Below are 14,012 nucleotides of genomic sequence, written 5' to 3'. Positions count from 1 at the left end.
TTAATAGAATGAAAAAATAACAAAAAATAAAAAAGACAGCCACGTGCTGTGGCTGTCTTTAACGTAACTAGTTGATTAAGCTTTGTTAGCTGAACCGAACCAATCAATGTGTTCTTCTGCATCTTTGATGATTGCAGCTTTACCTGGTGCTAATAATTTACGAGGGTCAAATCCTTTACCTTCTAAATCTTTACCAGCTTCAATATATTCGCGCGTTGCTTTAGCGAATGATAATTGGAATTCTGTATTTACGTTAACTTTTGAGATACCCATTGAAATTGCTTTTTCAATTTGTTCTTGAGGAATACCAGAACCTCCGTGTAATACTAGAGGTACATCAGAACCGACAGCTTCAGCAATTGCTTGTAAGTGATCAAATGCTAAACCTTTCCAGTTTTCTGGATATTGACCATGGATGTTACCGATACCACATGCTAAGTAGTCAATACCTGTAGCAACCATTTGTTTACATTCTTCGATATCAGCTAATTCGCCAGTACCGATGATTCCGTCTTCTTCACCACCGATTGAACCAACTTCACATTCAACAGAAATACCTTTAGCATGAGCTTTTTCAACTACATCTTTCGCTAATTTTAAGTTTTCTTCGAATGGTAAGTGAGAACCATCAAACATGATTGAAGTATAGCCAACTTCGATACATTCTAAAGCAGCTTCGTAGTCACCGTGGTCTAAGTGAATTGCTACTGGAACTGTGATATTCATTGAGTCTACTAAATTAGTAATCATGTCTTTAGCTACTTTGTAGCCGCCCATGTATTTAGCAGCGCCCATTGATGTTTGGATTAGAACTGGTGCTTTTTTAGCTTCTGCTGCTTCTAAAATCGCTTGTGTCCATTCTAAGTTATTTGTGTTATAGCCACCTACTGCATAGCCGCCTTTACGTGCTGCTTTTAAGAATTCTGCTCCTGATACTACTGGCATAAAAAATTCCTCCTAAGTTTTTAAAAACTTTATTTGTTAGGTGTTCCCTAACCAACGGTTCTATTTTAGCAGAATTCCTGACACTTTTCTAGTAAAATTCCCTTTTTCAGAAAATTTTTGTCTATTCTTTCACATAACCTTCATTTTTATAAAAAAACCTCCAGTTTTCCCGTTATCACTTTGGGATCTGAAGGCCGACTTGCTATTTTAATTTTTTCTTTGGTGGATAACGTTTCACCTTGTAGGATTGAAGCTCAGGAAATGTTCCTGTACTATGAAAAATCCGTTGTTCATCTTCATTGGCAAAACGCCCTAAAACCGATTGTGTTGGTAAAATATTTACAAAGGCATTCTCATCGATACTGTAAACTGCTTGTTCTAAATCATAGAGCTCGTAGCGAGTAATGACCATCATAATCATCCGACCTTCTGCACCTGAATAGCCGCCGATTGAAGGCAACAAGGTCATGCCACGAGCGATTTGTTGAGAAACTTCTAAGGCAACAGCTTCTGGTCTCGTGGTGACAATCATTGCTGTGACTTTTTGGTGACTAGTATGAATCATGTCGACCACCTGACTCAAACAGTAAATAGAAATAATAGTATACAACGCACTTTCCCAGTTAAATACAAAACCAGCCAACAGCACAATAATACCATTTAATAAGAACATAAAATTACCAACTGTTTTCCCTGTTGTTTTTGAAAGAATCAGTGAAATAATGTCCATGCCGCCAGTGTTAAAGCCCATTTTCAATGAAAGCCCTGCGCCAACGCCGACTAAGACACCACCCATAATTGCGTTCATCAAAGGATTCGTTGTGACTGTTACGATTGGCACAAACATAGTGACAACGGAAATGCCAATAACATTGATGAAACTAAGAATCGTTGATTGTTTCCCTAATTTTACAAACCCTAGAATGAAGACGGGAATGTTTAAAAATAAAATGAAGATCCCTGTATTAATATGGATTCCTAAATTTGTATATAATAATGTAGCAATGATTTGAGCAATTCCGTTCATCCCTGCCGAAAAAACTTTTGCCGGAATCAAAAAGAAATTCAAACCGACCGCAGAAGTCAAAGCGGTTATCGCCATCACTGCTATTTTTTTTATCGATTCATTTCTTTGGTAAGTACTAACCAATCGACTCATTTTTCTTCGCTCCTTCGCTATTCTTCTGACTTAGAATAACAGGTTCTATCCTAAAAGAAAAGGGGCTAAAAGCGAACATTGAAAAAAATTTTTTTGCAACGTTTCCATGAAAGAATGCGGGAAGATATCCCTAAAAACTGATCTTCTTATTTCTCTATTCAAAATGATTCTAGCCTAACCTTTTTTACTATTTCATGATATGATGAAGCAAAGAATATTTTAGGGGGTTTTTACATGGCTGCAAAAGAAGCAAGTTTTGATGTAGTTTCAGAGGTCAATATGGAGGAAGTCAAAAACGCGATTCAAATTGCCTTGAAAGAATTGAAAAATCGTTTTGACTTTAAAGGGTCAATTGCTGATATTAAATTGGAAAACGATAAATTAGTAGTCGTAGCTGAAGATGATTATAAAGTCGAGCAAGTGAAGGATATTTTATTTGGAAAATTAGTCAAACGCAATGTTCCGATTAAAAATATTCATTTCTCAGAAAGTGAAAAAGCCTTAGGCGGTACTGCTCGCCAATATGGTGATTTAATCAGTGGTATTGATAAAGAAAATGCGAAAAAAATCAACACAGCTATCAAAAACTCTGGGATTAAAGTTAAGTCACAAATCCAAGAAGACAAAATTCGGGTAACTGGAAAAAGTCGGGATGATTTACAAAAAGTCATGGCTCTTTTACGAGAATTAGATTTACCAATGGCTCTTGAGTTTAATAATTATCGCTAAAAAAATCCTTCAACTGTTAATGAACAGTTGAAGGATTTTTTAGTTTTGGTACCGGCCATTCTTGATTATTCAATAAAACGATTGGTCGGCGTTGGATTTTTTCTGAAAAAGCGGCAATTGCTTTGAAAACCTTTGGCATAAAATAAAACGCATTTAATTCTTCTAAATCCAGTTCTTCTTCTGCCGTAAACGAGACACAAACCTCTTGTTCTGAAAGCATAATTTCAATTTTCTTTAAAAATTGAAATTGCCGCATTCCTGGCACGAAATAACCAGCCTTGGCAACACGAGAGGTTGTAATATCTAACTTATCACTAATGATTAGCGCTAGTGTCATTAACTCTTCCGAATCAAAGCCATTACTATGATTTTCTATAGAAGATAAAATTTCTGCTTGATAAGGCAAACAAATCTTTTGCTTACGAAAATATGCTTCTGCAAATTGTTTCCCACGAAGTGCATGTCCTGCTTTTCCTTGTAGCGCACCCACATCATGGAGCAGTGCCGCAATTTTTGCCGCCTCTAAATACTCCTCTGAAACAGCAAGTTGTTTCAAAATCATTTCCGTCATGGCTACGACATTGGTTACATGAAACCAATTATGGTATGCCCACCCAGCTTCTTCATCTTCCATTTGACCAATTGCATCATAAATTTGTCGAATTTCAGTATCTTGATGAATGCGTTCAAACAGCTTCATTTATTTTCTCCTTAAAATTAGTTACTGTTCCAAAAATTCTTTTAACTCTGCAGGATTTTTTCCGCTGTTTAAACCAACAATTAAACGAATCCGCGCTTTCGGTCCGTTTAAACCACGGGCAAAAACGACCCCCATTTTTTTCAAGCCAACGCCACCACCAGCATAATCATAGATATCTTCAGCAATGCCATTGGAACAACGAGAAACTAAAACGACTGGAATCCCGTTATCTAGCATTTTTTGTAATGCTGGGAGCGTTTCTGGCGGTAAATTCCCCGCACCTAGCGCTTCAATTACTAACCCATCCGTTTCTGGGGTGTTTAATAATTCAAACATCCGTTCACCCATCCCCGCATAGGCCTTCACTACGTGAACATTTCCTTTCACAGAAGAAACATCGCAGACTTCTTGCGGTAAGACCTCTTTCGCAAAAAAAGCACGTTCTTTCGCAATGGTTCCTATTGGTCCAAAAGTTGGCGTCCGAAACGTCGCTACGTTCGTTGTATGTGTTTTTGTCACATAACGCGCCGTATGAATTTCATCATTCATCACGACTAAAACACCTTTATCGTACGATTCTTCTGAACAAGCAGTCCAAATAGCACTGATGAAATTATACAAGCCATCACTACCGATTTCGTTACTTGACCGCATTGCTCCTGTTAAAACAATGGGGATTTTTTTCTCTAAGGTTATATCTAAAAAATAAGCAGTTTCTTCTAATGTATCTGTTCCATGCGTAATAACCACGCCATCAATTGGTTCAGAATAAGCTTTTTGAATCCGTTCTTTTAATTGAAACATCCGTTCTAAGGTCATGTGTGGTGAGGGAATATTAAAAATATCTTCAACAACTAAATGAACCTTGCCAGAAAATAATGCTTCTTGTTCCATCAACGGATTTTTTTCATTCGGGGCAACACTTCCTCCTGCTACTTTCGACATGGAAATGGTCCCACCTGTATGAAGGACTAAAATGGTCTTCATTTGTTTCCTCCTTTGTTTTCTTTATTTTTTAACCAAAATTGTTTCACTTGTTGAATGAGTTGTTCATTGGTGTTTGCCTTACGATGCGCCAACCAATGCGGCGGAAAGAAACGCTGGACACTTGGTAATTCAAATCGTTCGTCTAATAACAACACAAAGCCTTTATCTTGCGCATCTCGAATGACACGTCCAGCCGCTTGCAAGACTTTATTCATGCCAGGAATTTGATACGCAAATTGAAACCCTTGCCCTCGCTCTTCTTGATAAAAAGTGCGAATCAGTTCTTGCTCCGGATTCATTTGTGGTAGCCCGACACTAACAATTATCGTACCAATCAATCGGGTACCTTTCAAGTCAATTCCTTCTGAAAATATACCACCTAAAACACAAAAACCGATGAAAGTTTCTTGAGGATTCTCTTTAAATTCAGCTAAAAATGCTTCTCGCTCTTTTTCGTTTAAGTCCGTTCCCTGAATTTGAGTTTTTACTTGCGGGTAACGTTGGCTAAATACTTGATAGACATCATCCATATAGGCATAAGAAGGGAAGAAAATTAAATAATTACCTGTTTTTGTTTCACTTAACTTCCCTAAAAGTTCACTAATCTGTGGATAACTTTTTTCACGGTTTTTATAGGTTGTTTGAAGATGACTACCAATCATCAACAATTGATTTTCTTCTGGAAAAGGATACGGAATCCGATAACGTAGGCTTTCTTCACCTCCACCAAGCACTTCTTGATAATAATTCAGAGGTGTTAAACTTGCCGAAAATAAGATACTCGCTTTCCCTTTATCTAATCGTTGTGACAATAAATAAGCCGGATCGACACAAAATTGTTTCACAACGCAGTCATAGTTTCGCAAAGAAATAGACGTATAAAAGCCGTTGTCGTAATACTCGCTGATTCGAAGATAACTTAAACAATCAAAATAAAAACTGAGAATCGACGCCAATTCCTCAATGTGTTGATTTTCTGGCAACCATTCTGCAATTACTTCTGTTAATCGATGTATCTGTTTAACTAATGAATCAATTGGCGCACGTTGGGCAAAAAAATCCGTGTCTTTTTCTTCACAGATTGCTTCAATATCATCAAACGTAGTTAAGACTTTTTGACAAGCTCTTTTTAATTGAACAGATTCTTTTTGCAATCTTTTTTGAATTTGCAAAACCGCATTTCTAGAAATAGCGGCCGAATACATCTCCCGTGAACGATTAACCAAATTATGGGTTTCATCCACTAAAAAAATATTCTCTTCTGCACTTTGGGGTTCTTCAAAGAAGCGCCGTAAATAAACCGTTGGATCAAATAGATAATTGTAATCGCCAATAATTAAATCACACCAAAGACTTGCATCTAGCGACAACTCGAATGGACACAATTGGTGCTTTTGTGCATACCGTTCAATAACCTCTCTCGTTAAATGATTTTCATGTTGCAATAAATCCCACAGTCCCTCATTTAAACGATCATAATAGCCGTCAGCAAACGGGCAATGTTCTGGTGTACAATTTCGTTCAGTTAAAAAACAAATTTTATCTTTTGCTGTTAACGTAATACTCTTAGTTTGCGCTTGTTTTTCGGACAGCGCTTTGACGGCATCTTCAGCCACTTGCCGCGTGATGGTCTTAGCTGTTAAATAAAAAATCCGTTCGCCTTCTTCTTCACCAATTGCTTTCATCGCTGGAAAAAGAGTGGACATTGTCTTGCCTGTTCCAGTTGGTGCTTCCACGAAGAGCCGCTGTTTACTAAGAATTGTTTTATAGACGGCTACCGCCAATTCTCGTTGCCCTTTGCGATACTCCCCGTAAGGAAAACTAAGATTTTTTAATGATTTATTTCTCAAAATACGCCATTCTTCTTTAAAAATTACCCACTGTTCATAGCGCTTCATCAAATCAGTAAAAAACTCCGCTAATGCAGCTTCTGTAAAATGGCGTTCTTGTCGTGTGATTTGTTTTGTGGTGGTCTGATAATAAGTGAGTTGAAGCGTTATTTCAGAAAGTTGTTCTTGTTGGCAATACATGTGACCATAACACATCGCTTGATACCAAAACAATTCGACCTTTTCTGGCGGCAATTCTTCAAACGCTGGCTCGGATGTTTTAATTTCATCAATGACCACTTGCCCAGTTTCTTTCACAAAAATGCCGTCTGCACGACCTTCTACACAATAATTATGGCCATTTAAAGGCACCTCAATTTTTAAAGATACTTCCTTTTGATAAAGGCTCCCCGCTTCCTTTTGCAACATTCGATGAAGGCGACTACCTTCTTGTGGTGTATGTTCACTCACATGGCGAGAATCGATACTTCCCCGCCTTAAAATAAATTCGACCACTTGACGCACCGCAATTTTTCTCGTTGATTTCACGTAATCCCACCTATCTGCCTCCCTATTATAGAACATACATTCGCTAAACAAAAGCAAAAAATCCAAAACGAACACAATCATGCGTTCATTCTGGATTTCTCTTTAGATTATCAACAATTAAAAACAACTTGTTTCTTCTAACTGTTTGGTTTCTTTTCCATTTGCTTTTGCCACGACCAATTGCGCCATTTGTTTAAACGAATTATTTAAACCAATGCCGCCCTTTTTGGGCATCTTCACAATCGGTACTTGCTGATAATAGTGATTAACTGCTGGATTTTCTTCTGCCATCGCTGCAATTGCAGGAATGCCCGCAGCATTAAACTTACAAGCTAGACGAGCGGCCATTTCTCCAAAATTAGGATAATGCATGGCAGGTCCGCAAAGAACCACATCGGCATGAAACTTTTTTGCAAAGCCAATAAATTTCTTTGCTACCTCTTCCTCGTTTTCCAAATAATATTGGTCACCACAATAAAGTGTCGCAACAATTTCCGCTCCTTGCTTCTGTAAAAATGGTAGCAATGTTACCCCTGGCCCTAAGGGAGCTTTTTTACCACTTGGTTTCAGCTGAGCTTGTTCATCACTGCCAAATCCTGCTAAACTGTGGTTTAAGACTAAAAGGATTTTTTTCACGCCTATTTCCTCCTTTTTTATAAATCATCGAAGTCAAAGGAATCAAAATCAATTTCTTCACTCTCTTCTTCTTGTGCTTTCCATTCTTCACGTAAATATTGGTCATCCATAACTCGAATAAAAGGATAATAAATGAACATTCCTAGTACCAATAAGAGAGCTTGCAGAATTGATCCTTGCCAACCGCTGACTAAAAATCCTGAGATAATTGGTGGGGTCGTCCACGGCAATTGAATACCATTCGTCAATGGAACTAAGCCCCAATCCATAGCAAAATAGGCAATAATAATATTAATTGCGGGTACTAATACAAATGGAATTAAAAGGATTGGATTTAAAACAATTGGCAACCCAAAAATGATTGGTTCGTTAATCCCAAAAACACCAGGAATTAGTGAAAGTTGCGAAAGCTTTTTAATTCGTTGACTTTTACAGAATAAGACCATCACAATGATTAATGAGAGTGTGGAACCGGCGCCACCAAATGTTGCAAACATATCTTGAAATTGTCCAGTGATGATGTTGGGAATTTCATGACCGTCTTTAAATGCTTGTAAATTTTCAACAGACAATGCCCGCAAAACAGGATTAAAGACTGCGCCAACCACACTACCTCCGTTAATGCCAAAGAACCAAAAGAAGTGTAAAAATAAATAAGCAATGCTCATTGCACCTAAGGTATTACCAAGACTCAATAAGGGCGTTTGTAGAAATTCAAAAATAACATCTTGTAAATTACCATAAGGAGTTAAAGCAGCCAGCCAATTGACTAAAAACATGAGAGTAACAACTAAAAAACTCGGAATCAGGGCCTCAAAAGACTTAACCACTGTTGGTGGCACTCCTTCTGGCATTTTTATTGTCCACCCTTTACGAACAATGGCCACAAATAAACGAGTCGCAATTAATGCGACAATCATTCCTAAAAACAAGCCACTGGAACCCATCCATTTTAAAGGTAAACTAGTAACTTCATAAACCTTTGAACTATTTTCCGGTGTAAATAATGTTTGATAAGGCGTTACAATAAAAAATGAAACCAATGCGATAATTCCTGCTTGCATTGCATCCACATTGAATTGTTTTCCTAAACTATAGGCAATACCGACAACGGCCAGAATAGTCATTACATCAAAACTAGCACTAGCTGGAACAGACATCATTGTCGCCCAGTCTTTACCAAGCAAATGAGACATCCAAGTATCCCATTGTGGCAAAGGAAAATTAGCAATTAATAAGAAGACCGAACCAACAATCAACAAGGGCGTTGATAAAAGGAAGCCATCACGAATCGCTACTAAATACTTATTTTCTCCTATCACTTTTGCCAAAGGGGTCAATACGCGCTCTAACCAATCCAAAAATTTTTGCACGGTCGTCACTCCTATCTATTATTTTTTATTTTGCTTAATTAACCGCAGCGCTTCTTTCAATGCTTTTTCGCCATCCATCATGCCATAAATTTCTGGCGCAATTGCAGCGACAGGAATCCCTTGAGGAGCAAATTGTTCTTTTGTTTTTTCTAATAAAAAACGGACTTGTGGTCCTAATAAAATAGCAACAGGCTTCTCTGCTTCAACCACTTCTTGTGCTCTTGCAATAGGAAAAGCAGTAATCATTAAAGGCATTTGATGTTTTTCCACCACTTCCATCATTTTATTCACCATAATACTTGTAGACATCCCTGCATCACAAAAAAGATAAATTTGTTTTTTACTCATGTTCCTTCACTCTCCTCATTTATTCAATTGGTGCTTTGATTCTTTTTTCATAGGCCGCTAACCATTCTTGTGAAATCGGCTGAATCTCTGTGGTATGATTCTTGCCTGGATTTGCAATATAGATTTCTGGTTGCTGCATATCAGTACCAACCGTAAAAGTAAATTCCACATTCGTAGCTACGCCCCAGTCTCCCTGTTTGTTCATGGCCACTAGTGAAAAAGCTCCTGCTTTCCCATAACGTTGGGTCAATTTTTCATGAAAAGCATAGACGGCTTGATCACATGCTTGTTGTGGCGAGCGCCCTTCCCCCATTAAACGAACGATTTCATAAGAAAGACAGCCTTTCATTAAATCTTCACCTAAGCCTGTAGCCGCAGCACCACCAATTTCGCTATCAACATAAAAACCAGAACCTGACAGTGGTGAATCGCCAACACGTCCTGCTTTTTTCATGAAGAGTCCCGAACTGGAAGTGCCAGCTGCCATTGATCCTGTTTGGTCTAACGTAATAGCGCCGACAGTATCATGCCCATCATAGGGGTTCAACTGATTTTCCTGAATTTCTTTTAAACGCTTTTGCCACCATTGATTAGCGCGTTCTGTCAACATATTCTTTCTTTCAAAACCGTGCAACATTGAATATTTCGTTGCACCTGCGCCAACACGAAAACTATTAAACTTCTCTTTACTTAATGCTTTAGCCACTGAAATCGGATTTTTAACATCTGTAATTCCTGCCACAGCACCAATTGCAAATGTGTCTCCATCCATATAGGCAGCATCCATTTCTAAAATCCCTTCCTCATTAGGTAAACCGCCGTAGCCCACTGACTTATAAAAAGGATAGTCTTCTACTTCTTTAATTAATTGTTCCACGGCCGTGCCTGCAGCACCTCCTTGTTGTAATTCTTCTGTAGCTTTTAGTAACCCATCATGTGCCATCCGCCATGTCGCAATTGCACCCCAAGTCATTTTCCATCCGCCCTTTCGTTAACGCTTACATTTCTTCACCATTATAAACTAGTATATACTGTTTTGTATATACTGAAAATGAAATTTTATACAGAAAAATAGAAGATACACGTATGCGACCTCTACGAAACACATTGGCTTCTTCTCATACGTGTATCTTCTATTGGTTTTACGCTTCTGTTAATGCAATCATCGCTTGCATATAGATTTCCAGATTAAGCAGTAAATCTTTTTCATCCATATATTCATCTTGGTTATGCGCAATGCCTTTTTGACCAGGAAATGATGGACCAAAAGCAACGATATTCGGCATAAAACGAGCATACGTAGCACCTGTAGTTGTGACTGGCGTCCCATCTAAGCCAGTAATTTGTTCATAAACCTTGGTTAATTTTTGAACATTGCGCTCATCTTTTGGAAACAGCGTACTAGGGAGGCGGCGGATGACGGTCACTTCACTTTCTGGAAATAGTGCCTTCGTTAGCTGCGTGGTTACTTCGTTTTCTGTAATAGAAACAGGATAACGCACGGCCAATGATAACACCAATTGCTGTCCTCGTTTTTCCAACGCATAGGGCGTTAAAATCAATTGCCCACTATCCTGATCCTTAAAGTCCAGAGCTACTCCTTCGCCATAGTGCTTTTCGTGAAAACTAGCGGTTAACCAGTCGAAATACTGTAATAAATTTCCTTTGACTAACTGTTCCTCGCTAATTTTCTGTGCCAATAAAGTAATCGCGTTCTTGCCTAGTTCTGGCGCATTGGAAGGGGCGCGTTTTCCCGTGATTGCTGTTGTTTTTCCCGCAATCACCACACTTAATTGATCAGGTACGTGGTCTTTTGCTTGATCACCCATAATCTGACCAATTTGTTCACTTGAATCATCTGGGATGGTCGTTGTGATTTCATAATTAACAATCCCTCGCTCCCCATAAACTACTGGATATTTACAATCTGGAGTAAATCCAAAAACGGGTGCGTTTTCCTTCTCTAAATATAAGGGGATATCTCCACTCCCACTTTCTTCATCCGTGCCAAACATTAAGCGAATGGTTTTCTTTGGTTGGTAACCAAGTTCTTTCAGTAATTTCATTCCATACAGGCAAGCCAAGATAGGACCTTTATTATCTAGAATTCCTCTACCATACAAACGTTGATTTTTTTTCGTTAATTGAAAGGGCGGCACTGACCAACCAGAACCTTCTGGTACTACATCTAAATGACCAATAATTCCCAGATATTCTTCCGCTGTTCCCCATTGCGCATAGCCAACTGCGTCATTGACAATCCCAGTTTGAAAACCATAACGCTCTGCCAGTTTCAGCGTTTCTTCCAAGGCTCTTTTCGGTCCTTCGCCAAAAGGTGCCTCTTTTTTAGGCGACCCTTTCACACTTCGAATCGCCATAATTTTGTTTAAGTCTTCATAAAATAAATCTTTTTGAGCGGCTATTTCTTCTTTTATCTTCATTCGTTCCAAGAACCTCCTAGCTCCACTTGGTTGTTTTCAGACGGGCTATAGCGGGTCAGTGTGTTTTTAAATGTGTACCGATCTGCTCGATATAAAGAGACATCATATAAAATGGGGGTTGCATCAAGCGCATAGGTGATAGAATGGACTTGTAAAAGTGGTTGGCCCACAGGAACATTCAATAATTCTGAAATTTCCGCTTCAACTAAGATTGCTTCAATTTCTTGATGCGAATAAGCAATCTCGACGTTCTTCTCGATTAAGCAGAAAAGAGAGCCCTCGAAGTCTTGCTTCGTATGGCCTTGTACGTATGCCTGTGGCAAATAAATTTTTTCAACTGTCATTGGCTCGCCGTCTAACATTCGGCGGCGAATCAGTTCATAAATCGCCTCATTTTTGCCTACTTGGAGCGCCTCCCGAATTTTCTCAGCGGGATGTACTACTTCTTCAAAGGAAATGACTTCTGTCTGGCTTTTTTTCCCGTAAGCTTTGGCTGCCTCAGTAAAACCTTGTAAGCCAGCGCGACCACTTTGAATTTTCGCTTGCGACATCACATAACTACCTTTACCATGTCGTTTTACCAAAATATTTTTGCGGATCAAATCATCAATCGCTTTACGGATGGTCAAGCGACTGCAGTTATATTCTTTAGCTAAATCATATTCTGAAGGTAATTTTTGTGCACTTACATACAGACCGTCTCGAATCTTCTTTTCAATTTCTGCAGAAATTTGCTTAAATTTGGGTGCATTTTCTGTCATTTCATCGCCTATCTTTCTTCAAAAAAATAAATTTTCTAGTATATACCACACTGTCTATACTAAATCAATTTTTAAGAAACCGCAATCATTTGTTGCGTTTCTTAAAAATCAAAAAAAGAAAGCGAGCCACAAGTCGGTTGGACTTGTGGCTCGCTTTTTTAGGAAAAAATGTGTTATTTCCCTTTCATCCGTTCTTTGCCTTCTTGACACATATAGAGTAGCGGACAGGCTTCACATTTAGGCGCTCTTGCTAGGCAGTGATAACGCCCAAAGAAAATCATGGTATGGTGCGTTTTCACCCAGAGTTCTTTCGGAACTTTACGCATTAAGGTTTGCTCAACTTCAGTAACATTCGCATTTAGCTTACAAATTCTAAGGCGCTTGGACACTCGTTCCACATGTGTATCTACTGCAAAAGCCGGTTCGCCGAAAGCATCTCCCATTACTACATTGGCTGTTTTTCTCCCCACGCCAGGTAAACTGACCAGTTCATCTCTGGTTTGCGGAACTTCTCCATTGAAACGTTCTAAAAGTTGTTGTGCGCACGCTTTAATATTTTTTGCTTTATTGCGATATAAGCCAATGGTTTTTATTTTAGCAATAATCTCCTCCACCGGCGCAGCTGCTAAAGCTTCTGGTGTTGGAAAAGCTGCGAATAAACCAGGAGTCGCTTTATTTACCGATACATCGGTTGCTTGCGCACTTAAAATCACAGCAATTAATAATTCAAAAGGATTCTTATGTTTTAATTCACATTCTGCATTTGGAAACATCTCATACATAATTTCAATAGCTTCCATCGTTTTCTCTTTTGATAGCATGGCCCACCTCCTTTTTATTCACTGTCTTCTGGATTTAACCAATTGTGTAATGTAACCTTTGGTAACGATTCTTGTGTCTGACCTTGTTGTTCAATCTCATTTTGAATCATAGAATCTTTTCGTTTTTTCTGATCAGCAGCCACTTGTTCTTTGGTGGTAATATTTTTACGCTCCCACGCAAGTAAAATACGATCAATATATTTCAAACTATACGCCTGATTTAAAACGGCTTCTCGCAACGCTAACCGGATTAATTCAGGGGAATAATGGTCCGTGTTCAACCACTGACCAATCATTTCTAATTCAATTGGTGAAAGTGGACGTCCGAATTCTTTTTCAAAGCCTTGGTAAAGCTGTTTAATTTCATCTTCGTGGTTTGCGACAACTTGTTTTTCTTTGCTCGTTTGTAAAAATAATTGAATCTTTTGAAAAACAGGCAGTAAATCATACGTATCCATCATTTGACCTTTTTGGTTTTGTTGTGTTTCAATTCGAATAAATCTGCGAGAAACCAATTGATTTAACAACTTATAAATCGTATCTGGCGTTTTGCCCATCGTCTCTGCAATCGCCATTAAGTCTGGAAATAAATCGCCTGCATTTTGCGAACGAAAAAGTTGCAGTAAAAAGAGAAATTCATCATCTTTCAAACCAATTTTTTGGTAATGATCAAATAGTAAGTTTGAGATTGTTGTTTCACCAGCTTCTAAATATTCACGAATTGATAACATTGT

At 38.5% G+C, this 14,012-nt stretch carries 14 protein-coding genes; 1 reads left to right on the top strand and 13 read right to left on the bottom strand.

Annotated elements, in window-relative coordinates:
- Positions 1-75: 75 nt before the first annotated feature.
- Both IGL37_RS04515 and IGL37_RS04510 read right to left on the bottom strand, forming a co-directional pair.
- Positions 76-945: a class II fructose-bisphosphate aldolase gene (locus IGL37_RS04515; RefSeq protein ID WP_002357972.1), complete on the bottom strand. Its 870-nt coding sequence runs from the start codon at positions 943-945 to the stop codon at positions 76-78.
- Positions 946-1,147: 202 nt separating this feature from the next.
- Complete coding sequence (locus IGL37_RS04510) at positions 1,148-2,104, bottom strand: YitT family protein (RefSeq protein WP_002381974.1); 957 nt, start codon at positions 2,102-2,104, stop codon at positions 1,148-1,150.
- Between the two features lie 234 nt (positions 2,105-2,338).
- On the opposite strand from IGL37_RS04510, the gene IGL37_RS04505 reads away from it, so the two are divergent.
- Entirely contained in the window at positions 2,339-2,833 is a 495-nt protein-coding gene (locus IGL37_RS04505; RefSeq protein ID WP_002357974.1) for a YajQ family cyclic di-GMP-binding protein, read from the top strand.
- 16 nt (positions 2,834-2,849) lie between these two features.
- Here IGL37_RS04505 and IGL37_RS04500 read toward each other — a convergent pair whose 3' ends face one another.
- From IGL37_RS04500 to IGL37_RS04450, 11 genes are all read right to left on the bottom strand, one after another.
- Positions 2,850-3,533 carry an HD domain-containing protein gene (locus IGL37_RS04500; protein ID WP_033918046.1) on the bottom strand — a complete coding sequence of 228 codons (684 nt, stop codon included), beginning with the start codon at positions 3,531-3,533 and terminating at the stop codon, positions 2,850-2,852.
- 21 nt (positions 3,534-3,554) lie between these two features.
- A complete protein-coding gene (locus IGL37_RS04495) occupies positions 3,555-4,520 on the bottom strand; it encodes an asparaginase (protein WP_033918045.1) in 966 nt (321 codons plus the stop codon).
- Positions 4,517-6,979 carry a helicase C-terminal domain-containing protein gene (locus IGL37_RS04490; RefSeq protein WP_002386632.1) on the bottom strand — a complete coding sequence of 821 codons (2,463 nt, stop codon included), beginning with the start codon at positions 6,977-6,979 and terminating at the stop codon, positions 4,517-4,519. The genes IGL37_RS04495 and IGL37_RS04490 overlap by 4 nt, the downstream gene beginning before the upstream one ends.
- A gap of 36 nt (positions 6,980-7,015) precedes the next feature.
- Entirely contained in the window at positions 7,016-7,534 is a 519-nt protein-coding gene (locus IGL37_RS04485; RefSeq protein WP_033786039.1) for a GrdB-related putative oxidoreductase, read from the bottom strand.
- Between the two features lie 17 nt (positions 7,535-7,551).
- Positions 7,552-8,907, bottom strand: a complete 1,356-nt coding sequence (gene celB, locus IGL37_RS04480) for a PTS cellobiose transporter subunit IIC (protein WP_002384702.1) — start codon at positions 8,905-8,907, stop codon at positions 7,552-7,554.
- An 18-nt stretch (positions 8,908-8,925) separates the two neighbouring features.
- A complete protein-coding gene (locus IGL37_RS04475) occupies positions 8,926-9,255 on the bottom strand; it encodes a PTS sugar transporter subunit IIB (RefSeq protein WP_002357981.1) in 330 nt (109 codons plus the stop codon).
- A gap of 19 nt (positions 9,256-9,274) precedes the next feature.
- The gene (locus IGL37_RS04470) at positions 9,275-10,228 is read right to left on the bottom strand and encodes a N(4)-(beta-N-acetylglucosaminyl)-L-asparaginase (protein ID WP_002361636.1); all 954 of its coding nucleotides are present in this window, start codon (positions 10,226-10,228) and stop codon (positions 9,275-9,277) included.
- Positions 10,229-10,397: 169 nt separating this feature from the next.
- Positions 10,398-11,696 (bottom strand): Sapep family Mn(2+)-dependent dipeptidase, encoded by a 1,299-nt coding sequence (locus tag IGL37_RS04465; protein ID WP_002396912.1) that lies wholly within the window; start codon positions 11,694-11,696, stop codon positions 10,398-10,400.
- Positions 11,693-12,457, bottom strand: a complete 765-nt coding sequence (locus tag IGL37_RS04460; protein WP_002357984.1) for a GntR family transcriptional regulator, LSA1692 subfamily — start codon at positions 12,455-12,457, stop codon at positions 11,693-11,695. Before IGL37_RS04460 ends, IGL37_RS04465 begins: the two co-directional genes overlap by 4 nt.
- Before the next feature lie 173 nt (positions 12,458-12,630).
- Positions 12,631-13,278 (bottom strand): endonuclease III, encoded by a 648-nt coding sequence (nth, locus tag IGL37_RS04455; RefSeq protein WP_002357985.1) that lies wholly within the window; start codon positions 13,276-13,278, stop codon positions 12,631-12,633.
- A gap of 14 nt (positions 13,279-13,292) precedes the next feature.
- Positions 13,293-14,009: a DnaD domain protein gene (locus IGL37_RS04450; protein ID WP_033918044.1), complete on the bottom strand. Its 717-nt coding sequence runs from the start codon at positions 14,007-14,009 to the stop codon at positions 13,293-13,295.
- Between the last annotated feature and the right edge of the window lie 3 nt (positions 14,010-14,012).

The organism is Enterococcus sp. AZ119, from assembly GCF_050546175.1.
Taxonomy (GTDB): domain Bacteria; phylum Bacillota; class Bacilli; order Lactobacillales; family Enterococcaceae; genus Enterococcus; species Enterococcus faecalis.
The sequence above is the reverse complement of the archived record's forward strand: the minus strand, read 5'-3'. Positions and strand labels throughout refer to the sequence as shown.

What these genes read in the sequence shown, in the direction of transcription:
- IGL37_RS04515 (WP_002357972.1), bottom strand. Translation starts at nt 945, where the DNA reads ATGCCAGTAGTATCAGGAGCAGAATTCTTAAAAGCAGCACGTAAAGGC.
- IGL37_RS04510 (WP_002381974.1), bottom strand. Translation starts at nt 2,104, where the DNA reads ATGAGTCGATTGGTTAGTACTTACCAAAGAAATGAATCGATAAAAAAA.
- IGL37_RS04505 (WP_002357974.1), top strand. Translation starts at nt 2,339, where the DNA reads ATGGCTGCAAAAGAAGCAAGTTTTGATGTAGTTTCAGAGGTCAATATG.
- IGL37_RS04500 (WP_033918046.1), bottom strand. Translation starts at nt 3,533, where the DNA reads ATGAAGCTGTTTGAACGCATTCATCAAGATACTGAAATTCGACAAATT.
- IGL37_RS04495 (WP_033918045.1), bottom strand. Translation starts at nt 4,520, where the DNA reads ATGAAGACCATTTTAGTCCTTCATACAGGTGGGACCATTTCCATGTCG.
- IGL37_RS04490 (WP_002386632.1), bottom strand. Translation starts at nt 6,979, where the DNA reads ATGATTGTGTTCGTTTTGGATTTTTTGCTTTTGTTTAGCGAATGTATG.
- IGL37_RS04475 (WP_002357981.1), bottom strand. Translation starts at nt 9,255, where the DNA reads ATGAGTAAAAAACAAATTTATCTTTTTTGTGATGCAGGGATGTCTACA.
- IGL37_RS04470 (WP_002361636.1), bottom strand. Translation starts at nt 10,228, where the DNA reads ATGACTTGGGGTGCAATTGCGACATGGCGGATGGCACATGATGGGTTA.
- IGL37_RS04465 (WP_002396912.1), bottom strand. Translation starts at nt 11,696, where the DNA reads ATGAAGATAAAAGAAGAAATAGCCGCTCAAAAAGATTTATTTTATGAA.
- IGL37_RS04460 (WP_002357984.1), bottom strand. Translation starts at nt 12,457, where the DNA reads ATGACAGAAAATGCACCCAAATTTAAGCAAATTTCTGCAGAAATTGAA.
- nth (WP_002357985.1), bottom strand. Translation starts at nt 13,278, where the DNA reads ATGCTATCAAAAGAGAAAACGATGGAAGCTATTGAAATTATGTATGAG.
- IGL37_RS04450 (WP_033918044.1), bottom strand. Translation starts at nt 14,009, where the DNA reads ATGTTATCAATTCGTGAATATTTAGAAGCTGGTGAAACAACAATCTCA.